Below are 21783 nucleotides of genomic sequence, written 5' to 3'. Positions count from 1 at the left end.
CCTTCGTGGTGGGCCGGTCAGGAGGCCGGGGTGGTCAGGTCGTAGAGGGTGAGGCCGTCGACCGTGGTGGGCTTGAAGGTGGCGGTCACCCAGGCGGAGATCTGCCCGGAGGCGCCACCGTCGCCACGCATGGGGCCGCGGTCGCCGCCGATGAAATAGTGGATCCTCTTGTCGGTGACATACTGCTGGAACTGGGCGAGGGTGGGGGATGGATCACTGCCGTTGAAGCCGCCGACGGGCATGACCGGATGACCGGTGGCCAGTTGGTAGCCCGAGGCGTTCTGCGACCCGATCGCCGCGGCCACCCAGGTGTAGGAGCCGGCCTGGTCCAGGAGCAGCTTGACCGTGTCCGCGCCAGGGGTGGAGCCGTTGAGCAGCCCGCCCATGCCGCCGCCGCCTCTCCAGGCGCCGCCACCGGGCAGGCCGTTGGGCGGCGTCCCGCCACGCGGGAAGCCACCGCGTTGAGCGTTGCCGTCCCTAATCGTGCCGTCACCTGGCATGCCCCTGGCCGCACCCGGTGGCGGGCCACCGCCCGGCCGGGGGCCGCCCCGGCCGCCAGGGCCGGCGGCGGTGAAGGGGCCGGCCGACGGGATGGAGCCGGCGTGGGGGGTGGCGGCGGTGTCCATCGCGTAGGCGCCAGGCCCGGCGAGGACCACGACGAACGTCAGGGCGGCGCTGGCCGTGGTCGCGCGCACGCTCAGGTGAGCCGAGGCCGGCAGCCCCAACGCCGCCGCGACCCCGCCCAGCAGCACCGCCCAGCGCAACCACGGCAGGAAGTCGGCGCTGCGGCCGAGCAGCTCGAAGGACCACCATGCGGTCACCGCCACGGTGACGGCCGCGACCGGCGGCGCCCAGGGGCTCTTCCACCGCCTCCACAGCGTCACCGCGCCCATGCCGGCCACCGCGCCGATCGCAGGGGCGAGGGCCACCGTGTAGTAGGCGTGGAAGATGCCGGCCATGAAGCTGAACACCGCGGTGTGGAGGAGCAACCAGCCGCCCCACAGCACGAACCCGGCACGGGTCCGGTCGGTACGTGCCGTGCGGGCCGTCACCACCAGGCCCATGACCAGCAGCACGAGAGCGGCGGGCAGCAACCAGGCGACCTGGCCGCCCTGTGCGGCGTCGAACATGCGCGTCCATCCGGTGTCCCCCCAGCCGCCGCCCGGCCGTCCTCCGACGCTGCCGACCTCGTTGCCGTTCAGTCTGCCGAGGCCGTTGTAGCCCAAGGTCAGCTCCAGGAGGCTGTTGTTCTGGGAGCCGCCGATGTAGGGGCGCGTCGAGGCGGGCACCAGCTCCACGACGGCGACGTACCAGCCGCACGAGACGACCAGCGCGAGCCCCGCGATCAGGAGCTGGAGGAGACGCCTGCCCAGTTTGGGCGGCCCGGCGACGAGGTAGACCAGCGCGAACACCGGGACCACGAGCAGCGCCTGGAGCATCTTGGCCAGGAAGCCGCAGCCGACGAAGACGCCGGCCCACACGAGCCACCTGGTGGCCCCGTTCTCCACGGCGCGGACCATCGCGTACGCACCGGCGACCATGAGCAGCACCAGCAGCGCGTCGGGGTTGTTGAAGCGGAACATCAGCACCGCCACCGGCGTCAGCGCCATCACGGCGCCGGCGACCAGTCCGGCGGCCGGGCCGTACCAGCGCCGCACGGTCGCGTACAGCAGCGCGACGGTGGCGACGCCCATCAGGGCCTGCGGTACGAGCAGGCTCCAGGCGTTGACGCCGAACAGCCTGGCAGACAGGGCCATCACCCACAGCGAGGCGGGAGTCTTGTCGACAGTGATGGAGTTGCCCGCGTCCGAGGAGCCGTAGAAGAAGGCCGTCCAATCCTGCGAGCCGGCCTGTGCCGCGGCCGCGTAGAAGGAGTTGGCCCAGCCGGAGGTGCCCAGGCCCCACAGGTACAGCACGGCGGTGGCCAGCAGGAGTGCCAGCAGGGCCGGACGCACCCATCGGGTGCCGTCACCGGGTGCGCCGCTGCTCTGCCCGCCACGCGCCGGATCGGGCGGCGGCCGGTCCACCGGCGTTGCGGGCAATGTCGAGCTCATGGCGCGTCCTTTCATCCATGCGTACTCGACCACTGTCGGCCGCCGGCCTGTCCGAGCCATGTGCCGACGCTGTGTGTGACCTGTGAGCGCGGTGGGGGGTGTTCGCTCCGACGCCTGGCCGCCGTCCGGGTCGTCAGCTCTGCCCGGAGATCACGCGGACGCGGGATCTCGACTCCGTCGGCGGGTTGAGCGTGATCTGGTCCTGGCCGAGCGCCGTGAGCAGCAGTGACCGTCGCCGCTCCGTCATGGTGGTGGGGGAGCGCCCCCAGTCCTCTCGCAGGGCCTTGTCGTCCGTGGGAAGCGGAAGCGGGCCCGGATGCCGCCAGTCGGTGGCGTTCAGCAGGTCCCAGTACCGGTTCCGGAGCCGGTCCAGCTCGGCTTCGTATGCTCTGTGCTGGTTGCGGCCCCCGAGCGCGCGGCGTACCTGACGTCGGGTGTGGCCGAATTTGGTACGGCGATGCAGGACGTACGCGCTGCGCGCACTCGACAGGTCGGCCAGCGGTCGCCCGTGGGGAGTGCCTCCGGAGAGGCCGGCCCGCTCGATGACGAGGTCGGCCAGCCACCCGGCGTAGGCGTCGAGCGAGTTGTCGTGGAGGTGCACGGCCATGAACAGCCAGTTCACCAGCTCGCGCAGTCGTCCGCCCCGCTTGTCGCGGCACCAGGCGAGCACCGCGCGGGCCGTCTCGATCTGCTCGTCGAGCTCCGTCACGCGTCTCTCGCGCCAGACGGCGACGATCGCGGGCCGGGACAGGCGCCGGGCGGTCAGCTTCTGCAGCTCCTGATCCACCGCGGTCACGGGCGCGTGGACCTCGGCGCAGTCAGGGCCGGCACAGGTATAGGACGCGCTCAGGGGATCGGGGTACCAGCCACTGGCGGCGTGGCCGCCGGTGAGCGGGCCTTGGCACTGCGGGCAGCTCAGGACGTCGTCTCCGACGTACATGGGGCGTTCGGCCTGGTCCTTGTCCGGTAGCAGGCGGCGCGTGATCTGCTGCCTCACCTCGGCGGCCGTTAACGCGAGGGCTTCCACCTCGACGCCGCTGCGTGATCGCATAGGAGTAGAGAGTAGCCGCCAGGGGCCGGTGCGGGCGAGACCCTCGCGGGACCCGGCCCCGCGCTGATCGCCTCGGAGGCCGGCCACATCCCGCCCGAAACACTGGGAATTTGCAACCTCGAATCTATGTCGTGTAACTTAATGACACGACATAGATCATCACTGGGAGGTTTCCGATGAAGGCTTCGACAGATCCGATCAAGCGTGTATCCGTCCTCAGCACCGGCTCAGTGGCCATCCGGCCGGAGCATGTTGGACCGACATGGAAGAACCCCTATTTCTGGCTGTTCACCTCGACGCGATGGACAACTCCCCTGCCGATCAACGTCTACGTGATCGAGCATCGCGACGGCCTGGTGCTGTTCGACACCGGGCAGGACCGGGCGTCCGTGACCGATCCGAACTACTTCCCCGGCGGGTTCAACAAGCTGATCTACTCGCGTCTCGCGAAATTCGCCATCGAACCGGACGAGACGCTGACGGCCGGCCTGTCCAGACTCGGGTACGCCATCGACGACGTGGACACCGCTGTGATCTCCCACCTTCACCAGGACCACATCGGCGGGCTGCCCCTGCTCGGCCACGCCGACATCGTCATCAGCCACGCGGAATGGGAGTCCTTGCACAAGCCGCTTCCTGAGGCACGTGGCCTGATGCCATCGCACATCGACCTACCGGGACTGAGCTGGAAGCGGATAACACCCGAACCGCTCGCGGATCCGACGGTGGCACCGTTCAGCACCGGCCATGACCTGTTCGGCGACGGAAGCCTCCTGCTGCTGGCCACTCCAGGGCACACACCAGGCTCGCTCTCCATGCTGATCCGCCGCCCGGACCACGCGCCACTGATCCTGGTCGGGGATCTCACCTACGACGACGACCTTCTGGCGGCCGGCGCACTGCCCGGAGTAGGCGACAAGAAGCAGATGCGTGACGCGGTGAACAAGGTGAACGCCCTGCGCGCCACGATGCCTGACCTGGCGGTTCTGGCCGCCCACGACCCCGGAGCGGCCGATCGCCTCGCCGGGGCCCTCAGCCGCGCGCAAAGGGCGTGAAGACCGAGAACCTCCGCGTTCTCAAGGAGATCATCGAGGCCCACGGCGCGGAGACGGTCGCCCGAGGCCATTCGATGACACGTCATCAGATGCCGTAGCATGCGCCTACAAAGAAGAATGGCACCTACAGGGCGCTCCTTGAGAGTTTCCGCCGAGAGAGGATCCGCACCGGTGAAGGACGCCGAAGAGTTCCGCTACCTGGTCCTGGCGATTCAGCGAGAGGGCAACCGGGTGCTCGCCGCCGCGCTCCGCCCGCTCGATCTCACGCCGGCCCAGGCGGAGGTGGTGAGCGTCCTTGACGAACGCGGGCCCCTCACCCTCTCGGGACTCGGTGAACTGCTGGTATGCGAGTCGGGAGTGAATCCGAGCAGGCTGGTCGACCGGCTCGTGACCGCGGGGCTGGTCGAGCGGACGATCAGTACGAGCGACAGACGGCACGTTACCCTGACACTCACGGCAGCCGGCAGGCAACTGGCCGAGCGCGTCAGAACGGTCCAGGACGACCTGAACGACGCGATCGAAGACATGCTCGCCGGACAACCGATCACACCCACGTTGACCACGCTCCGAACCGTGGCCGACCACTTCCCCGCCGGCGAAAAGGTACGACGACGCAAAGAAAGCTTCTCAGCCTGATCGCACCTGCCCACACCGGCGTGAGTTGCCGCCACCAGCAGCTGGCCTCACCACGGAGCCGGCCAAGCCCAGCGCCAGCCGCCGCTGCTCATGAACCACTCCGTTTTCTTGGAGGCCCTGAAACCAGCATGATCGTGCCGGCGGACGGGAGAACCGCACCTGGCGTAGGCGTTTGCCGGTACGCCTGCGGATACTCGTACGGGCCATCAGGCGGGTTCGAGGTGGTCGGCGAGGCGGCGGAGGGTGATCGCGAACCGGCCGCGGAGGCGCGGAAGAACACGCCGGCGCGAGCGCGGCGGGATCATGCGTAACTGTGCGGCCTCGGCTCGCCGCTCAGCGAGGTAGGCGCGGCCCCACTCCTCATGCATGGCATACATGGAAGGCTCCTCAGGGCTCTTCGGGGAATGCGTGGTAGAAGATGAAAATCGGGCGTGTATCCGGCGGTGCCTCGCTCGATTCGACACGTGATTTGGTCAGCTCGCGCCACGGCTGCAACACGGCATTGAGCTGGTCGGCGAGCTGCGCCAACTCGTCCTTGGTGAGTCGTAGGTGGCGGCTGCTTCCGAAGCCCGCGTTGCGCCAGTCCTCGGGAAGCGTCATGTGAGTGCGTTTGAAGTCGCGCAGCCGCTCGAACTGGTCGATCACCCACTGTGAAGTCCACGCCTGCAACGCGGCTCTGGCTTCCGGTGCTTCGAAGTCCCTATCCACTACCAGCCCGCCCATAGCGGGCCGCACCCAGCGTTCCCGGCTGTCCCGGGCGAGCTCCGGCACGTCCTCGATCAAGTCATGTTTCTGCAGTTGCCGCAGGTGATAGCTGACCTGGCCGGGGTCGGCATTCATCCGTCTGGCGAGCTCGCTCACCGTGACCGGGCCAATCTGGAAAAGGAGGCTGAAGAGCCTCATCCGAAAGCGGCTGGTCAGAACCTTGAGCACGTCCGGGTCATCGATCTGTTGCATGGCCACGACGGTAGGACCAGCAGGTGAAGATGCTCAAGACGCCTACTGGATCTTGGAAATCGCGCGCTGGCCAGATGTATTCGAACGCAGGCACGGTCGAGGGCACACCGAAGTCCTCGAGGTGATCACCGCACGTTCGTGCAGTCGATGGGCTTGCCCAGCAGGCGCGCGCCCTTGTCCGTGCAACCGTGTGTTTCAGCGAGTTTTAAGGGTCAGCTCAGCGTCCTGGCTCATCTTGTGGAGCGTCCATCTCAAAGGAGACGCTGATGTACCAGAGACTGACGATGATCGCCATAGGCACGCTTGCCGCCGTGGGCATCGCCCTGCCCGCCCCTGCCGCGGTCGCAGCGTCCGCCATCGATGAGGCGAACGCCTCCGCGGTGATCTACTGGTCGTTCCTGAACCGCGGGAACGGCAAATGCCTGTCGACCTACGAAAGCGGCGAGATCCGCATGGTGACCTGCGACACCGCCGCCAACGCCCAAGAGTGGCACTGGGTCAACAGCGAGTGGAACACCGAATTCCGACTGCTGAAGAACAAGTGGACGGGAAAGTGCCTGATCTCGACGAACCCGGTCTCGTCCGGCACCTGCGAGGACTGGACCAGCAGGCACTGGAAGAACACGTTCACCGAGAACGACATCTACACCCTCAGAAGCTCTGAGACGAATGGCTACCTGCAGACCACCGATGACACGACAGTGCGGCAGGGGGCGATCCGCGCCATCAGCGACGCGCAGTGGTTCATGAGAGCACGCTAGACGAGTCCTCGGTCGGCGCCCCGCCGGCACCGACCGTCAGTACCCCGGGTAGCCGCGGTCGGGAGCCCCGGCCATACCACCGGGAGGCATTCCACCGGGAGGCATACCACCGGGGGCGCCGGAAGCCGTGCTGCCGAGAGGCATGCCTCCGGGGGTCATGCCGGCGGCGGCCGTCGAGCGGTGAGCCTCCTGGGCCTCGGTGATCTTGCGGATGACGCCGATCGCCAGCACGGCCGCGATGAGCATCAGCACGATGCCCACCACGTCGAACCGCGCGGCGGCGGCCAGCGACTCCAGCTCTTCGGCGTTGAACAGCAGGCGGCCGGCCACGTTGGCCACCCAGGTGCCGATCAGCCAGGCCGCCCACCAGGCGTTGAACAGGCCCCGAGGAGGCGAGGGGGTGCGGGAGGAGGCGTACCAGATGTCGTCCACGATCTGCTTCGGGAACCAGAAGTTGACGATCGGCACCACCCAGCCGAAGATCAGCCACGGTGGGGTGTGCCGGTGGCCGCCGGGTGAGAGGATCTCGGCGTTCGCCCTGACCCTGAACAACCACACCAGGAACGCCACGACGGCCACGAGGTAGACGACCGTCTCGAGGATGCCGGACAGGCCGTAGACGAGGTCGCCCGTGTCGATCTCCGCCTCGGACACGGAGTCGAGGTCGACGATCATGCGGTCCACGAGCGAGGCGTACCAGAGGTCTATCACAGCCGCGACGATCCCGATGAGGGAGTCGCACACCAGGGCCACCACGGCGAAGATGGCCACGCCCCGGACCGGGCGTAAGGGTATCGGCGGTGGCGGGTAGCCAGGGTGGGAAGGGGATGGCGGATACATGGCGCGGCCCTTTCGGAATCGGGACGAACCAGTATGTCGGGCCACGAACCAGGAGTGGATCAGTTGTCCGACCCGGCATCCTCTCGTGATGAAGCCGGGATTTGTACTTTCTCCCCACAAGTGTCGTTCACAGCCTCACCCGGGCCGAACCTTCTAGCGCGCACGCTTCTAGTGCGATAGATGGCCCGGCTGGTCAGGCGCTGAGAGCGAAGCTGTGACCACCGCCCATAGATGGTGGCTGGGAGACAGATCAGCCTGCGGGATCGCGCGGATTCCCAGGTGCAGGTGATGGGAGGTCCCAGGCCTTCTCGGGGGCTTGGCGGCGCGACAGGGCGAGCCGGCGTCGCTGCACGTCGATCTCAGTGATGATCACGGTGACCTCGTCGCCGACCTGGACCACATCGCCTGATGCCTCAACAGTCGTGGCAGCCAGTTCACTGACGTGGACCAGACCTTCAATGCCGTCTGCCACGCGGATGAAGACGCCGATGGGCACCACTTTGGTGACCGAACCGTGCAGGATCTGCCCCACGTGTACGCGGCGTGCGAACTGCTGGAACGGGTCGGGCCGGGTGGCGCGCAGCGACAAGCGGGCTTCGCCGTTATAGGTGTCGAAGACGAGGAATTCGCAGGTGACGTGCTCTCCCACGGAAACGACTTCGGATGGGTCCTCGAAGCGGCGCCAGGACAGTTCGGGCATGGTGATGAAGCCAACGCCGGGAAAGACGGGATGGTCGGGTCCATCGTCCAGATCCACGAAGACGCCGAAGCGTTCGATAGCGGCCACCGTGCCGGCCAGCCGCTGCCCCGGACGCAGCGCCTTCAGATAGGCCCAGAGCTGGGGATTCTCGGTCGCCGACCGCGAGAGCCGGACCTGCCGCTCTCGGAGATCAACGGCGATGACCTCGCCGGAGACTCGGCCACCGACTTCAAGAGGTTCAGACCGCCAGGAACGATCGAGCGGGCCGATGATGCCGATCGGATCACTGGTGAAGGCGTCGAGGAGCACGGTCGTCTGTGATTGCGTGACCTCCGCGACGGTCCCGGTGAGGACGTCGCCGACGTTCACCGTCCTCAGGAACGCGGCCAGGGACTCTTCGTCTTCCACCGCCCCCATGGCTCCAAGGCTCCCACGAATGCCGGGCCGTACTGACATTGGCAAGCGCCTCAGACAACAGCACCCGCCTACTGCAGGAACCTTGACCAATCAAATGAATGCCCTTTTAATTTAGGCATGGGCCGCATAGCGGGCGTAACGGCTGCGGAAACGCGGGAGCGGTTGTTGCGGGCCGCCGCCGATGTCTTCGCGCAGCGTGGTTATGACGGCACCCGGGTGGCCGACATCGCCGCGACCGCGGGCGTGAGCAACGGGGCGCTCTACGCGCACTTCGGGTCGAAGGCCGAGTTACTGGTGGCGGCGCTGCGGGAGCACGGGCGGCGGCTGCTCGCCGACCTGTTCGCCGGCGATCCCGACCGGTCCGTGGCCGAGTCGCTGGTGGCCGCAGGTCGCCGGTTGCCGCGGCGGCGCGACGCCCGTGGACACCTCCTGGTCGAGGCGCTGGTGGCGGCCCGGCGTGACGCGGACGTCGCGGGGCCGATGCGGGACTACGTGGGTGAGCGCGCCGACTACATCGGCGAGCTCGTACGCGTCGCGCAGGCCCGAGGTGAGCTGGATCGCGCGCTGTCGCCGGACGCGTTCGCCCACTTCTGTCTCCTGCTCGCGATGGGCAGCGCGCTCGTGACCCCGGACCTGCACCAGGTCGACGACGAGGAGTGGACCGCGCTGCTCACCCGCGTCGTGACCGCCCTCGCCCCCGCCGACCTCACCTCACCCAGGAGGGCCACGCAGTGAAAGCGCAGATCGACCAGGAACGGTGCCACGGCCACGGCCGCTGCTACACCCTGGCCCCGGAGCTGTTCGGGGAGGACGACGAGGGTTACGGGCAGGTCGCCGGTGACGGTGTCGTGCCGGCCGCGGGGGAGCGCGCGGCGCGCCTGGCGGTGTCCAACTGCCCGGAAAGGGCGATCGACCTCATCGAGGAGGCATGACATGAGCGTCGATGATCGCTTCGTCGAGGACTACCGGGAGGGGCAGGGCGAGCTGCCACCCGGCACGCGTAGCGAGATCATCACCGGTCCGGTGACGGACTGGGCGACCGACTTCTCCCATGTCGAGGCCGAGTGGGCGGCCGACCCCTATCCCATCCAGGACGATCTGCGGCAGCGTTGCCCGATCGCGCGTACCGAGCGGTTCGGCGGCGGGTGGTTGCCGACGCGCTACGAGGACGTCGCGGCCATCGCGTACGACACCGAGCGCTTCTCGTCGCGGTCGATCGTCATGAGCAACTTCCGGCCGCCCCGCGATCTGGCCCCCGTGGGCAGCACACCGCCGATCTCCTCCGACCCGCCGTTCCACCGGGACGCGCGCAAGCTGCTGCTCCCGGCGTTCACCAAGACCGCGGTCGCGCGGCGGGAGGCGGCGACGCGGGCGTTCTGTCACTCGCTGATCGACGCGTTCGAGGGGCAGGCCGTCGTGGACGCCGCCCGGGACTACGCGCAGCACATCCCGATCCGGGTCATCGCCGACATGCTGGGCTTCCCGCCCGAGGACGGGCCGCGGTTCAGCGAGTTCATCGAGAACGTGCTCGAAGGCGTCAACCTGCCGCCGGAAGAGCGCCAGGCCCGGATGTCGGGGCTGTTCGACTACCTGCTCGCGCAGATCCGCGATCACGTCGACCGGCCGCGTGACGACCTCACGACCTACCTCATCGAAGCCGAGCTCTACGGTCGTAAGCTGGAGCCGTCGCACGTGGCCGGCACGATGGCCCTGCTGCTCATCGCCGGCATCGACACGACGTGGAGCGCGATCGGCGCGTCGCTGTGGCACCTCGCGAAGACCCCGGCCGACCGCGAGCGGCTGGTCGCCGAGCCGGGGCTGCTGCCGACCGCGATGGAGGAGTTCCTGCGGGTGTACGCGCCGGTCACGATGGCGCGGCTGGTGAAGGAGGACATGAGCTGGAACGGCGTCGACATGAAGGCCGATGACTGGATCCTGCTGTCGTTCCCGGCGGCCAACCGCGACCCGGCGCAGTTCGACCGGGCCGGGGAGGTGGTCATCGACCGCGAGGTCAACCGGCACGCCGCGTTCGGCCTGGGCATCCACCGGTGCGTGGGCTCGCACCTCGCGCGCATGGAGCTGCAGATCGCCCTGGAGGTGTGGCTGGAGCGGATCCCGCGGTTCCACCTCGCCGACCCGGCTGGGGTGACCTGGGCCCGGGGGCAGGTCCGGGGGCCGCGTACGCTTCCGCTGGGCATCGGCGGCTGATCGGGGTGACCATGGACGGCAGGGAGAACGGGCGCAGAGCCCTCGTGGTACGGGGTGGCTGGGAGGGGCACGTCCCGGTGGCGGCCACCGATCTCTTCGTGCCCTTCCTGGACAAGCACGGGTTCGAGGTGGTCCTGGCGGACTCTCCGGCACCGTACGCGGACTCCGCTTTCATGTCCGGGGTGGACCTCGTCGTGCAGTGCTACACCATGGGCACGATCGAGCCCGCCGAGCTGCGCGGGCTGGAGGCGGCGATCCGCGCGGGCACCGGGATGGCGGGCTGGCACGGCGGCATCGCCGACTCCTTCCGCGCCTCCTCCGACTACCTGCACCTCATCGGCGGCCAGTTCGCCTGTCATCCGGGCAAGGACCCGGCCGAGTGGTACGAGGGTTCGCCAGACCACAACTTCGTGCCGTACACCGTGAACATGCTTCCCGCGGCGGCCACCCACCCCATCACCGCGGGCATCGCGGACTTCGACCTCGTCACCGAGCAGTACTGGGTGCTGACCGACGACTACATCGACGTGCTGGCAACGACCACGCAGCAGGTCCGCCCGTGGGACCCCTGGCACCGGGAGGTCACCTCCCCGGCGGTCTGGACGCGGCGCTGGGGGGACGGGCGGATCTTCGTCACGACCCCCGGGCACAGCCTCGACGTCCTGCGGCACGACAGCGTGCGCACCATCATCGAGAGAGGGATGTTGTGGGCCTGCCGCGGTCCGGCGGCGGAATGACGCGCGGCAGGCCCTGGACGTTTGGTGCTCCAGTCGCAAAACGACTGGAGCGATGTCGAGATTAGGACGTTTCATCCTGTTTGTATAGATTCTGTGGAGAGAAAGTTGACAGACGCTTTGACGAGGATGCGGTAACGGCGTTCGCCCGGGGTTGACCCAATATTGTTCTATAGGCCATCGGCGGTCAGCCCGCCGGGGAGGCCGAGGCTTTTCTCGACGCGTCCGCCGAGGTCACCGTCGACGGGCTGGCCGACCGGATGGTCGTCGCCGAGCGGGGGATGCCGCCGGGCGAGTTGCTAGCGCGCTGGCGCGCGGCCGCCCTCGCCGGGCTCCCGGACGCCCCGGTCCGCTGTGAGCTGACCGCGCCGGATGGGACCCTTTGGGCCTTCGGCGACCCGGCCCGGATCGCCGGCCCGGCGGCGGAGTTCTGCCGGGTCGGCGCCCGCCGCCTCACGCCCGAGCAGGCCGGCCTCACCGCCGAGGGCCCGCACGCCGCGGACGCCCTGCGCGTCCTGCGGAACTACGCCGCCTGACCCACGCCGCCTGACCCACGCCGCCGTTGGCCGGTCCGATGGCGTTGACCGGGATGGCGTTCGGCCGGGCGGCGTCTGGGGCAAGGTCTTCTCCAGCGACCACGAGACTTGACACCTTCCATGACGATTGCCGCAATAAGGCAGTCGCCTTATATTCGGATAGGTCGGGCAGCCGAGCTGGAGGACACGGTGACTGCTGAAGCCATTCCAGATTTCCCCTTCGACCGACCCACGGCCCTGGAGCCGCCGCCGCTGCTGGCGGAATTGAGAGAGAAGTGCCCGGTGGCGCACGTACGGCTGCCGAGTGGCGACACCGCCACCATGGTGACCAGGTACGACGACGCCCGCGCCGTGATGGCGGACCCCCGGTTCAGCCGCAACCTCGCCAGGGAGGGCGCCGCCCGGCTGTCCACCACCGAGGACGGCGGCCTGTTCAGCCGGCGCAGGGACGGCTCCGCGAGCGTCGGCGAGGGACAGGACCACATGCGCTGGCGCCGGTTGCTCAGCGGCTGGTTCACGGCACGCAAGATGGAGGTGTGGCGGCCCAGGGTCCAGGCGATGACCGACGACCTGCTGGACGCCATGCTGGCCAAGGGCTCCCCGGGTAACCTGTCGGCCGGGCTCGGCCTGCCGCTTCCGGTGCGGGTCATCTGCGCGCTGATCGGCGCGCCGAGCGAGGACCAGGACAAGTTCGCGCACTGGTCCCGCGTCATGCTGACGCTGACCCGCTACACGCAGGACGAGGTCGACCGGGCCTACCAGGAGTTCACCGCGTACGTGTCGGACCTGGTCGACCGCAACCGGGCCGACCCGGGCGACGACCTGCTCAGCGAGCTGACCCAGATCAGCGACGCCGAGGACGGCCGGCTCAGCCAGGGCGAGCTCATCGCCACCGTACGCGGCCTGCTGCTGGCCGGCCACGAGACGACCTCCAACATGATCGCCATCATGGTCGCGATGCTGCTCTCGGACCGTGAGCGCTACGAGGCCGTGATCGACGACCCCGAGCTCGTCCCGGGCACCGTGGAGGAGGTGCTGCGCCTGGACAGCACGCTGTCGGCGATCGGCGGGGTGCCCAGGTTCCTCACCGAGGACATCGAGCTCAGCGGGACGAAGTGCCCGGCGGGCAGCACCATGATCCCGAACGTCCCCGCCGCCAACCGCGACCCGGACAAGTTCCCCGACCCCGACCGCTTCGACCCGCGCCGGGAGAACAGCGCCCAGCACCTCACCTTCGGCGCCGGGAGGCACTACTGCCTCGGGCAGCCGCTGGCCCGGGTGGAGCTCCAGGTTGTCCTGAGCACCCTGATCCGGCGACTGCCCGGCCTGCGGCTGCGGGACTCCGCGGACCGCCTGCAACTGCGTACCGGTGGGATGTCCGGAGGGCTCCAGGACGTATGGGTCACCTGGTGACTCCTGAGCACCGGCGGCGGGAGCCGGCGGCACTCCGCGAAGAGTCTCCATGACGACAGCGGTCCCCGGCGCCGCGAAGCCGGCGCCGGGCGGCCGCATGACCGTGGCGGTGCTGGCCCTGGCGGGCATCATGGTCGCGCTCATGCAGACCCTGGTGATCCCGCTGGTCCCGCAACTGCCGGCGTTGCTGCACGCCTCGGCCTCGAACACCTCGTGGGCCATCACCGCGACCCTGCTGGCGGGCGCGGTGGCCACCCCGGTGTTCGGGCGCCTGGGCGACATGTACGGCAAGCGGCGGATCCTGATGATCTGCCTGTGCCTGCTGGTGGCCGGGTCCGTCGTATGCGCCGTCAGCGGCTCGCTGATCCCGATGATCGTGGGCCGTACGCTGCAGGGCGCGGCGGCCGGGGTGATCCCGCTGGGGATCAGCATCATGCGCGACGAGCTGCCCGCCGACCGGCTCGGCTCGGCCATGGGGCTGATGAGCTCGTCCCTGGGCGTGGGCAGCGCGCTGGGGCTGCCGGGGGCCGCGGTGCTGGCCGAGATCGCCGACTGGCACGCGCTGTTCTGGGTCTCGGCCGGGTTCGGGGCGGTGGTGGCCGTCGTCGTGCTGGTCGTGGTGCCGGAGTCGCCGGTGCGTACCGGCGGCCGGTTCGACCTGGTCGGCGCGGCCGGGCTGTCGGCCGGGCTGGTGTGCCTGCTGCTGGCGATCTCCAAGGGCGGCGACTGGGGCTGGACGAGCCTCACGACGCTGGGGCTGTTCGCCGCCGCCGCGGTGATCCTGGCGTTGTGGGGCTGGTGGGAGTTGCGCTCGCCGCGGCCCCTGGTGGACCTGCGGATCTCCGCGCGCCGCCGGGTGCTGCTGACGAACGTCGCCTCCGTCATGCTGGGCTTCGCCATGTTCGCGATGTCGCTGGTGCTGCCGCAGCTGCTGGCGCTGCCGACCGCGACGGGATACGGTCTCGGCCAGTCGTTGCTGGTGATCGGCCTGTGCCTGGCCCCCGGCGGGCTGGTGATGATGGCGATGTCGCCGCTCGCGGCGCGGCTGTCGACCGGGTGGGGGCCGAAGGTGTCACTGATGGCGGGGGCGGTGGTGATCGCCGCAGGCTACGGCCTGGGCACGGTGCTGATGGACGGCGTCTGGGAGATCATCGTGTTCGGCTGCATCGTCAGCGCGGGGGTGGGCATCACCTACGCCGCGATGCCCGCGCTGATCATGTCGTCGGTGCCGACGTCGGAGACCGGCGCGGCCAACGGCCTGAACGCGCTCATGCGCTCGATCGGCACCTCGACGTCCAGCGCCGTGGTCTCGGTCGTACTGGCCCACATGGTCACCCGGTTCGGGACGCAGAGCGTGACCTCCTTCGACGGGTTCCGGACCGCCCTTCTCATCGGCGGGGGCGCGGCGCTGCTCGCGTTCGTGATCGCGGTTTTCATCCCGGGCCGGCGGGGAGCGTACGAGGAGAACGTGCCGCCGGACGAGTCACGGGCGGCTAGGAAAGACGAGATCAGGGATCTTTCATGAAAGCCAGCGCGGCCGATGTCACGCCGTCCACCCGCTCGGCACGCGCCAGGGACAAGCTGATGCACACCGCGGAGCGGCTCTACGCGGAGCACGGGTTCGCGAACGTCTCGATCAGGATGATCGGCGAGGCGGCGGGCCAGCGCAACAAGTCCGCCGTGCAGTACCACTTCAGCACCCGCGACGAGCTGATCCAGGCGATACTCACCCGCCACGCGGAAGCGATCGAGCGGCACCGCGCCCCGATGGCGGCCGCGCTGGAGGGCTCCGGCGAGGTGTCGCTGCGGGACTGGATCGCCTGCGTCATCGTGCCGAGCATCGAGCACCACATCGAACTGGGCACCCCCTCCTGGTACGGGCGGTTCCTCGCCCAGGCGGTGGTGGAGCCCTCGCTGCGCGAGTACGTGATCCAGGCGCACCTGCGCACGCCCTCGTTCCGCCGCCTGGAGCAGCTCCGGCCGCCGCGCGGGCAGGACCGCGACCCCGAGCTCACCGCCAGGAACGCGGCCATGACCCGCCAGCTCATCGTGCACATGAGCGCGGAGCTGGAGGCCGACCTGGCCGGCGGGCGGATTCCGGCGGCCGAGGCCGAGCGGTCCTGGCGGCGGCTGGGCGAGACCCTGATCACCGCCATCTGCGGGCTCAGCTCGGCCCTGCTCGGCAGCGCCTGATCGACGCCTCCGCCGCGGCCGGTCAGCTCACGGTCAGGTGTTCGGAGATCTTCGGTAGAGAATGGCGCTGATCCCCATGGGCGGGTTCGCTGGTCTTCGTCCTGGTTAGGGCAGTTGGAGGCGGCGACGGACGCACGGGCGCGGCGCCACGCCGACGGGTTGCCGCAGTTCAGAGCGCCTCCGGCGGCCGGCACAGCTTCCGGGCAGGCGAACCGGTAGGGGGCGGAGCAATGGCTAAAGCAGTCGGCATCGATCTGGGCACCACCAACTCGGTGATCGCCGCCACGGAGGACGGCCACCCCACGGTGCTGCCCAACGCGGAAGGCTCGCGTACGACACCCTCGGTGGTGGCCTTCACCGACCAGGGAGAACGGCTGGTGGGCCAGCTCGCGCGGCGCCAGGCCATCCTGAACCCCAAGGGCACGATCTATTCCGCCAAGCGCTTCATCGGCCGGCGCTACGACGAGGTCGGGAGCGAGATCCACGCCGTCTCCTTCGACGTGGTGGAGGGGCCGCAGGGAGCCGTCCGGTTCCAGGTGGGCGACAAGCAGTACGCGCCGGAGGAGGTCTCGGCGCTGGTGCTGCGCAAGCTCGTCACGGACGCGGCCAAGCACCTCGGCGAGAAGGTGACCGAGGCGGTCATCACGGTGCCCGCGTACTTCAACGACGCCCAGCGCCAGGCGACCAAGGACGCGGGGCGCATCGCGGGGCTGGAGGTCCTGCGGATCATCAACGAGCCCACCGCCGCCGCCCTGGCCTACGGGCTGGACAAGAAGGCCAACGAGACCGTGCTGGTGTTCGACCTGGGCGGCGGCACGTTCGACGTCAGCATTCTGGACATCGGCGAAGGGGTCGTGGAGGTCCGCGCCACCTCCGGGGACGGGCATCTGGGCGGCGACGACTTCGACCGCAGGATCGTCGATCACCTGGCCGACGAGTTCCAGCGGGACCAGGGCATTGACCTGCGCAACGACCCGCAGGCCCTGCAGCGGCTCTTCGAGGCGGCCGAGAAGGCCAAGGTCGAGCTCTCGGCGGTGACCCAGACCACGATCAGCCTGCCGTTCGTCACGGCGGACGCCACCGGGCCGAAGCACCTCAACACCACGCTCATGCGCTCCACGTTCGAGAAAATCACGGCCGACCTGGTCGAGCGTTGCATCGCCCCCGTCAAGCAGGCGCTGGAGGACGCCAAGCTCCGGCCCGCGGACATCGACGAGGTGATCCTGGTCGGCGGCTCGACCCGGATGCCGGCCGTACAGAACCTCGTGCGCCGGCTCACCGACGGCAAGGACCCGAACATGACGGTGAACCCGGACGAGGTGGTCGCCATCGGCGCGGCGGCCCAGGCCGCCATCATCAAGGGCGAGGTGCAGGACGTCGTGCTGCTCGACGTCACGCCGCTCTCGCTGGGCGTCGAGACCCTCGGCGGGCTCATGACCAAGGTCATCGAGCGGAACACCACGATCCCGGCCCGCCGTACGGAGGTCTTCAGCACGGCCGAGGACAACCAGAACGCCGTGGACATCGTCGTCCTTCAGGGCGAGCGGGAGCGCGCCGCCGACAACCGGGTGCTGGGACGCTTCCGGCTGGAGAACATCCGGCCCGCGCCCCGCGGAGTGCCGCAGATCGAGGTCACCTTCGACATCGACGCCAACGGCATACTCAACGTCTCGGCCCGGGACAAGGACACCGGCGCCGAGCAGCGGATCACCATCAGCGAGAGCTCCAACCTGGACAAGTCGGAGATCGAGCGGATGGTCGCCGACGCCGAACGGCACCGCGGCGAGGACGCCAGGCTGCGGGAGACCATCGACGCGCGCAACGAGCTGGACTCCGTCGCCTACCGGGTGGAGCGCCGGCTGGAGGAGCTCGGTGACGCGGTCCCGGTGCACGAGAAGGCGAGGGCCGGGCAGCTCGTCGAGGAGGCCCGGCAGGCGATCGAGGAAGAGGCGCCGATCGACCGGCTGCGCGCGCTCAACGGCGAGCTGCAGCAGGTCTACCACGGGCTCGGGGCCGCCGCCGGGCCCAGCGTGCCGCCGCAGGGCAGGAAGGAAGGCGCCCCGGCCGGTACGGACGACGTGATCGACGCCGAGTTCACGACGTCGGAGCCCGAGTGACATGAACGAGAACACACCCGAACCTCCCGCGGAGCAGCCGCAGCCCGGAGCACCCGCGGAACCCGTTCCTGCGGAGACCGTGCCCGACGAGACGGACGTGAAGCTGGTGGAGCTGGAGGATCGCTGGCTGCGTGCCGTCGCGGACCTGGACAACCTTCGCAAGCGCATCGCCCGGGAGGCCGAGCGCACCAGGGCCGAGGAGCGGGACAGGGTGGCCTCGGAATGGCTGCCCGTCGTGGACAACCTGGAGCTGGCGCTGAGCCACGCGCCGGACGCCGCGGACCCGGTCCTCGACGGCGTACGCGCGGTACGGGACCAGGCCGTCGCCGTGCTGACCGGGCTCGGCTACCCCCGCCATGACGAGACGGGCGTGCCCTTCGACCCCGCCCGCCACGACGCGGTGATGACCGTCGAACTGGCCGACGCTGACCCGGGCACCGTCGTGGAGGTGCTCAGGCCCGGTTACGGCGACGGGGAGCGGCAGCTCCGCCCGGCGACCGTGGCGGTCGCGAAGAAGGTGGAGTAGCGATGGCCGCCCGCCGGGACTTCTACGAGGTGCTCGGCGTCGGCAGGAACGCCGGCGCGGACGAGATCCAGCGGGCGTACCGCAAGCTCGTACGGGCCTACCATCCCGACGTCAACAAGGACCCCGGCGCGGAGGACCGGTTCAAGGAGATCTCGGAGGCCTACTCCGTGCTGTCCGATCCCGAGACACGGCGCCGCTACGACGCGTTCGGGCCCGACTTCCGCCAGGTGCCGCCCGACGTGGATCCCGCCGAGTGGGCCAGGGCCCGGGCCACGACCGGTACGGGCGGCGGCGGGTGGGGCTCGCCCTGGCCGTCGGGCTTCGGCTCGGGGATAGACGTGGAAGACCTGTTCGGCGGCATGTTCGGGCGGCGGCAGTGGGGACCCGTGCCCGGCGCCGACCAGGAGGCGGAGCTGACGCTGACGGTCGAGGAGGCCTACCACGGCGGGCACCGCGCTCTCACGCTCCCCGGCGGCCGGCGGCTGGAGGTGAGGATCCCGGCCGGGGTCACGAACGGCCAGCGCATCAGGCTCGCCGGCCAGGGCGGGCACGGGAGCGCGGGGGCGCCCTCCGGCGACCTCCAGCTGGTCGTCCGCATCGCCGAGCACCCCCGCTACCGCGTGGACGGGCGCGACCTGTACGCCGCCCTGCCCCTCACACCCTGGGAGGCGGCACTGGGCGCCACGGTCGCGGTCGACACACCGGCCGGTGAGGCGAAGGTCAGGGTGCCGCCGGGCACGTCCACCGGCCGCCGCCTGCGCCTGAGAGGGCGCGGCATGCCCAATCCCCGCGGAGCCGCCGGCGACTTCTTCGCCGAGGTCCGCGTCATGGTGCCGGCCGGGCTGACCGAGGAGCAGCGGCGCCTGTTCGAACAGCTCGCCGCCGTGTCGACCTTCGACCCGAGGGGGCGCTGATGACCTACGCGCTCGTCCATGTGGAACGGCTCGACCTCGACTCCTACGCCCGCGCCACCGGCCTGCACCCGCAGGCCGTGCGCAGGCTGGTGGCGCTCGGCCTGCTGGATCCCGGCACGAACGCCGGCGGCGAGTGGTGCTTCGCGCCCTCCCAGGTGGCGGCGGCGGCCCGCATCCAGCGGCTGCACGAGGGCCTGACCCTCAACTACGCCGCGATCGGCGTGGTGATCGACCTCCTCGACCGGATCGACGAGCTGGAGGCCGCGCTGCGCGACCTCGCACGATGACGCCGGGGGGCTGGACGTGGACCCGGACCGGATGACGCAGAAGACGCAGGAGGCCCTGCACGACGCCCAGACCAAGGCGCTGCGCCACGGGCACACCGAGGTGGACGGCGAGCACCTGCTGCTGGCCCTGCTCGAACTGCCGGAAGGGCTGATCCCCCGGCTGCTGGAGCAGACCGGCGCCGACCCGGAGGGCCGGGGACGTGCCGGACGGCTCGACGATCGCCGTCGGCGCCGACAAAGGGGAGCTGAACGTCACCTTCTACCCGCCGCCCGAGCCCTGACCCCGGGTTTAACCGCGTGAGGTTGGTGGGAGCCGGATGCGAGGATGTCCGCATGATGGCATGGGACCCGAAATCGGAGCTGCGACATTACCTGCGGCAAGCTCGTGAGGCCTTGTTGTGGAAGCTCGACGGGCTCTCCGAATACGACCTCCGCCGCCCGCTGACGCCTACCGGCACCAACCTGCTGGGCCTGGTCAAACACATGGCGGGGGTGGAGTCGGGCTATTTCGGCGAGGTCTTCGGCCGGCCGTTCGCCGAGCACCTGCCGTGGATCACCATGGACGCCGAGCCCAACGCGGACATGTGGGCGACCGCCGAGGAGACGCGCGAGGACATCGTCGGGCTCTACCACCGCGTGTGGGCGCACGCGGACGCGACGATCGACGCGCTGGAGCTGGACGCGACCGGTGAGGTGCCGTGGTGGTCGCCGGAGCGGCGCCAGGTGACACTCAACCGGATCCTCGTGCACGTGATCGCCGAGCTCAACCGGCACGCCGGGCACGCCGACATCGTCAGGGAGCTCATCGACGGGGCCGCGGGGCTGCGGTCGGACAACGACAACCTCCCGCCGGGCGACCAGGCGTGGTGGGCCGACTACCGGGACCGGTTGGAGGAGGTGGCCCGCAAGGCCGGTGAGAGCTGATCCCCGCCTGATCCCGCTGTCGGGCTCAGCCGTCGTGGCGGCGGGGTGGCGCGGTCGCGCCCCAGTCCGTGGCTCGCTCATACGCGCGGGCGGCCCGTAGCACGAGGGCGTCGGCATGGCGGGGGCCGACGATCTGCAGGCCGACAGGAAGACCGGCGGAGGTGAAGCCGCAGGGCACGCTGGCGGCGGGCTGCTGGGACAGGTTGAAGGGGTAGGTGTACGGCGTCCAGCCGGTCCACTCCCGGGCGGGCCGGTCCGCGGGCGTGTCCCGGCCCTTGGCGAACGCGGTGATCGGCAGGGTCGGGGTGACCAGCAGGTCGTAGGTCTGGTGGAAGATCCCCATGCGCAGGCCGAGATCCATGCGGACCGCGGTGGCCTCCAGGTAGTCGGCGGCGCTGAGGGCGGCGCCCCGCTCGGCGGCGCGGCGCAGGCCGGGGTCGATCCGGTCGAGGGCGTCCGGTCCGGGTGTCCCGACGACCTTCGCGGCGCCGGCGTACCACAGGGTCAGGAAGGCGTCCTCGGGATCGGTGAAGCCGGGGTGGACCTTCTCCACGTGGGCTCCCGCCGCGGCGAGCACCTCGGCCGCCGCCCTGACCGCGGCCGTCACCTCCGGGTCGTTGCGTACGTAGCCGAGGTCGGGGGAGAACGCGACGCGGAGCCCGCGTACCCCGTCGTCGAGGCCGTCGAGGAACGATCCGGCCGGGGTGGGCAGGGCCGACCAGTCCCGGGGGTCGAAACCGGTGATGATGTCGAGCAGCAGGGCGGCGTCGCCGACGGAGCGGGTCATCGGGCCGGCGTGTGAGAGGGTGCCGAACGGGCTGGCGGGCCAGAGCGGCACCAGGCCGTAGGTCGGCTTGATGGTGACCGTACCGGTGAAGGCGGCCGGGATGCGCAGCGAGCCGCCGCCGTCGGTGCCGACCGACCACGGGCCCATGCCGAGGCTGACGGCCGCGGCGCCGCCGCCGCTCGACCCCCCGGCCGTCAACGCCGGATCCCACGGATTGCCGGTGGCGCCGTGGCGAGGGGAGTCGGTGACGCCCTTCCACCCGAACTCCGGCGTGCTGGTCTTGCCGAGCAGCACCGCCCCGGTGGCGCGGAGCCTCGCGACGGCGGGGGCGTCGTCGGGCCAGGGGCCGGCAGCGTCGACGAGGAAGGAGCCGCGCAGCGTCGGCCAGTCGCGGGCGTAGAGGAGGTCCTTGATGGAGGTGGGCACTCCGTCGCCCGGTCCCAGCGGGTGGTCGGCCCGCCAGCGGGCCTCCGACTCCTTCGCCGCCGCGAGCGCCCTGTCGGCGTCCACCAGGACGAACGCGTTCACCTCGGGGTCGGCGGTCTCGATGGCGTCGAGCGCGGCCTGGGTCGCCGCCACCGGGGACAGGTTGCCGGCGCGGTAGCCGGACAGCAGCTCGGTCGCGGTCAGGCGGGTCAGATCATTCATTACCCATGCATATCGCGCACCCGGC

At 70.0% G+C, this 21783-nt stretch carries 24 protein-coding genes; 17 read left to right on the top strand and 7 right to left on the bottom strand.

Annotated features, from left to right (window positions below; all coding sequences use genetic code 11):
* Positions 1 to 17 precede the first annotated feature (17 nt).
* Together BLS95_RS32415 and BLS95_RS32410 are read right to left on the bottom strand one after the other, a co-directional pair.
* Positions 18 to 2054 carry an ArnT family glycosyltransferase gene (locus BLS95_RS32415; RefSeq protein ID WP_090940127.1) on the bottom strand — a complete coding sequence of 679 codons (2037 nt, stop codon included), beginning with the start codon at positions 2052 to 2054 and terminating at the stop codon, positions 18 to 20.
* A 133-nt stretch (positions 2055 to 2187) separates the two neighbouring features.
* Positions 2188 to 3105, bottom strand: coding sequence for a hypothetical protein (locus BLS95_RS32410; protein ID WP_143043948.1), 918 nt, complete (start codon positions 3103 to 3105; stop codon positions 2188 to 2190).
* Between the two features lie 176 nt (positions 3106 to 3281).
* Between BLS95_RS32410 and BLS95_RS32405 the strand changes: the two genes are divergently transcribed.
* Positions 3282 to 4160, top strand: coding sequence for an N-acyl homoserine lactonase family protein (locus tag BLS95_RS32405; protein ID WP_090940122.1), 879 nt, complete (start codon positions 3282 to 3284; stop codon positions 4158 to 4160).
* 171 nt (positions 4161 to 4331) lie between these two features.
* The gene (locus tag BLS95_RS32400; RefSeq protein WP_218136088.1) at positions 4332 to 4796 is read left to right on the top strand and encodes a MarR family winged helix-turn-helix transcriptional regulator; all 465 of its coding nucleotides are present in this window, start codon (positions 4332 to 4334) and stop codon (positions 4794 to 4796) included.
* A 206-nt stretch (positions 4797 to 5002) separates the two neighbouring features.
* On the opposite strand, the gene BLS95_RS55980 is transcribed toward BLS95_RS32400, so the two are convergent.
* Positions 5003 to 5173: a hypothetical protein gene (locus tag BLS95_RS55980; protein ID WP_176993495.1), complete on the bottom strand. Its 171-nt coding sequence runs from the start codon at positions 5171 to 5173 to the stop codon at positions 5003 to 5005.
* A 10-nt stretch (positions 5174 to 5183) separates the two neighbouring features.
* On the bottom strand, positions 5184 to 5753 hold the full coding sequence (locus BLS95_RS32395) for an ArsR/SmtB family transcription factor (protein ID WP_143043947.1): 570 nt from the start codon (positions 5751 to 5753) through the stop codon (positions 5184 to 5186).
* Positions 5754 to 6019: 266 nt separating this feature from the next.
* Between BLS95_RS32395 and BLS95_RS32390 the strand changes: the two genes are divergently transcribed.
* The gene (locus BLS95_RS32390) at positions 6020 to 6514 is read left to right on the top strand and encodes a hypothetical protein (protein ID WP_090940117.1); all 495 of its coding nucleotides are present in this window, start codon (positions 6020 to 6022) and stop codon (positions 6512 to 6514) included.
* Positions 6515 to 6550: 36 nt separating this feature from the next.
* Here the strand turns inward: BLS95_RS32390 and BLS95_RS32385 are convergent, their stop codons facing one another.
* Both BLS95_RS32385 and BLS95_RS32380 read right to left on the bottom strand, forming a co-directional pair.
* Positions 6551 to 7285 (bottom strand): DUF4328 domain-containing protein, encoded by a 735-nt coding sequence (locus BLS95_RS32385; protein ID WP_176993494.1) that lies wholly within the window; start codon positions 7283 to 7285, stop codon positions 6551 to 6553.
* A gap of 319 nt (positions 7286 to 7604) precedes the next feature.
* Complete coding sequence (locus BLS95_RS32380) at positions 7605 to 8471, bottom strand: S1 RNA-binding domain-containing protein (RefSeq protein ID WP_090940111.1); 867 nt, start codon at positions 8469 to 8471, stop codon at positions 7605 to 7607.
* A 117-nt stretch (positions 8472 to 8588) separates the two neighbouring features.
* On the opposite strand from BLS95_RS32380, the gene BLS95_RS32375 reads away from it, so the two are divergent.
* From BLS95_RS32375 to BLS95_RS32310, 14 genes are all read left to right on the top strand, one after another.
* Positions 8589 to 9206, top strand: coding sequence for a TetR family transcriptional regulator (locus BLS95_RS32375; RefSeq protein WP_090940109.1), 618 nt, complete (start codon positions 8589 to 8591; stop codon positions 9204 to 9206).
* Positions 9203 to 9403, top strand: a complete 201-nt coding sequence (locus BLS95_RS32370; RefSeq protein WP_090940106.1) for a ferredoxin — start codon at positions 9203 to 9205, stop codon at positions 9401 to 9403. Before BLS95_RS32375 ends, BLS95_RS32370 begins: the two co-directional genes overlap by 4 nt.
* Before the next feature lies 1 nt (position 9404).
* Positions 9405 to 10679 carry a cytochrome P450 gene (locus BLS95_RS32365; RefSeq protein WP_090940104.1) on the top strand — a complete coding sequence of 425 codons (1275 nt, stop codon included), beginning with the start codon at positions 9405 to 9407 and terminating at the stop codon, positions 10677 to 10679.
* 11 nt (positions 10680 to 10690) lie between these two features.
* A complete protein-coding gene (locus BLS95_RS32360) occupies positions 10691 to 11416 on the top strand; it encodes a ThuA domain-containing protein (protein ID WP_090940101.1) in 726 nt (241 codons plus the stop codon).
* A 257-nt stretch (positions 11417 to 11673) separates the two neighbouring features.
* Positions 11674 to 11949, top strand: a complete 276-nt coding sequence (locus BLS95_RS32355; protein WP_176993493.1) for a hypothetical protein — start codon at positions 11674 to 11676, stop codon at positions 11947 to 11949.
* A 189-nt stretch (positions 11950 to 12138) separates the two neighbouring features.
* Positions 12139 to 13362, top strand: a complete 1224-nt coding sequence (locus BLS95_RS32350; protein ID WP_245765417.1) for a cytochrome P450 — start codon at positions 12139 to 12141, stop codon at positions 13360 to 13362.
* A 49-nt stretch (positions 13363 to 13411) separates the two neighbouring features.
* A complete protein-coding gene (locus BLS95_RS32345) occupies positions 13412 to 14887 on the top strand; it encodes an MFS transporter (protein ID WP_090940096.1) in 1476 nt (491 codons plus the stop codon).
* Positions 14884 to 15555: a TetR/AcrR family transcriptional regulator gene (locus BLS95_RS32340; protein WP_090940093.1), complete on the top strand. Its 672-nt coding sequence runs from the start codon at positions 14884 to 14886 to the stop codon at positions 15553 to 15555. Before BLS95_RS32345 ends, BLS95_RS32340 begins: the two co-directional genes overlap by 4 nt.
* 230 nt (positions 15556 to 15785) lie before the next feature.
* On the top strand, positions 15786 to 17672 hold the full coding sequence (gene dnaK, locus BLS95_RS32335; RefSeq protein ID WP_090940090.1) for a molecular chaperone DnaK: 1887 nt from the start codon (positions 15786 to 15788) through the stop codon (positions 17670 to 17672).
* A gap of 1 nt (position 17673) precedes the next feature.
* Positions 17674 to 18198 (top strand): nucleotide exchange factor GrpE, encoded by a 525-nt coding sequence (locus BLS95_RS32330; RefSeq protein WP_090940087.1) that lies wholly within the window; start codon positions 17674 to 17676, stop codon positions 18196 to 18198.
* A 2-nt stretch (positions 18199 to 18200) separates the two neighbouring features.
* On the top strand, positions 18201 to 19112 hold the full coding sequence (locus tag BLS95_RS32325) for a DnaJ C-terminal domain-containing protein (protein WP_090940084.1): 912 nt from the start codon (positions 18201 to 18203) through the stop codon (positions 19110 to 19112).
* Positions 19112 to 19399, top strand: a complete 288-nt coding sequence (locus BLS95_RS32320; RefSeq protein ID WP_090940081.1) for a chaperone modulator CbpM — start codon at positions 19112 to 19114, stop codon at positions 19397 to 19399. The genes BLS95_RS32325 and BLS95_RS32320 overlap by 1 nt, the downstream gene beginning before the upstream one ends.
* A gap of 31 nt (positions 19400 to 19430) precedes the next feature.
* Positions 19431 to 19700, top strand: a complete 270-nt coding sequence (locus tag BLS95_RS57090) for a Clp protease N-terminal domain-containing protein (RefSeq protein ID WP_245765416.1) — start codon at positions 19431 to 19433, stop codon at positions 19698 to 19700.
* 32 nt (positions 19701 to 19732) lie between these two features.
* Complete coding sequence (locus BLS95_RS32310; RefSeq protein ID WP_090940078.1) at positions 19733 to 20323, top strand: DinB family protein; 591 nt, start codon at positions 19733 to 19735, stop codon at positions 20321 to 20323.
* A 25-nt stretch (positions 20324 to 20348) separates the two neighbouring features.
* On the opposite strand, the gene BLS95_RS32305 is transcribed toward BLS95_RS32310, so the two are convergent.
* On the bottom strand, positions 20349 to 21758 hold the full coding sequence (locus BLS95_RS32305) for an amidase (RefSeq protein ID WP_090940075.1): 1410 nt from the start codon (positions 21756 to 21758) through the stop codon (positions 20349 to 20351).
* Positions 21759 to 21783 lie beyond the last annotated feature (25 nt).

Origin of the sequence: Nonomuraea jiangxiensis, from assembly GCF_900099965.1 — a bacterium.
GTDB classification, from domain to species: domain Bacteria; phylum Actinomycetota; class Actinomycetes; order Streptosporangiales; family Streptosporangiaceae; genus Nonomuraea; species Nonomuraea jiangxiensis.
The sequence above is the reverse complement of the archived record's forward strand: the minus strand, read 5'-3'. Positions and strand labels throughout refer to the sequence as shown.